The sequence below is a fragment of the Chromohalobacter sp. HP20-39 genome (assembly GCF_033052815.1).
GTDB lineage: Bacteria > Pseudomonadota > Gammaproteobacteria > Pseudomonadales > Halomonadaceae > Chromohalobacter.
Map to the genome: position 1 here is coordinate 1 of NZ_JAWHTP010000344.1, position 335 is coordinate 335.

At 63.0% G+C, this 335-nt stretch carries 1 protein-coding gene; it reads left to right on the top strand.

The genetic code is table 11. The annotated features are described in order from the left end of the window. The coding region (locus tag RVY79_RS18305; protein WP_317465953.1) for a TolC family protein at positions 1 to 335 on the top strand (335 nt) is incomplete at both ends.

A 335-nucleotide genomic window follows, 5' to 3' on the forward strand; every position in this document is an offset into this window, starting at 1 on the left:
TCGCGCGCTGGATGCTGCCCTGGCACGTGTGGGCGTGGCACGTCGTGAGGTCTACCCACGGCTGCAGATCGAGTGGGCCAACACGCGTGAACGGACGGCGATCGTTGGCCAATCGGCGTCTCCGCAGGTGGTATTGGGTTATGGCGTCTCGCTGACGTTGCCGATCCTGGATGGCGGGCGTATCCGCGCCAACATTGCGGTCAACGAGGCCAAGGCAAACGAAGCGATGGCCGAATACGAAAAAGCCATGCTGGCCGCATTGTCAGACGTCGAGGTGGCCTTGGCACAGTGGTCCACCTCAGAAGCCTCTTTGGCCAAGTGGCAGCAGGCGCAGG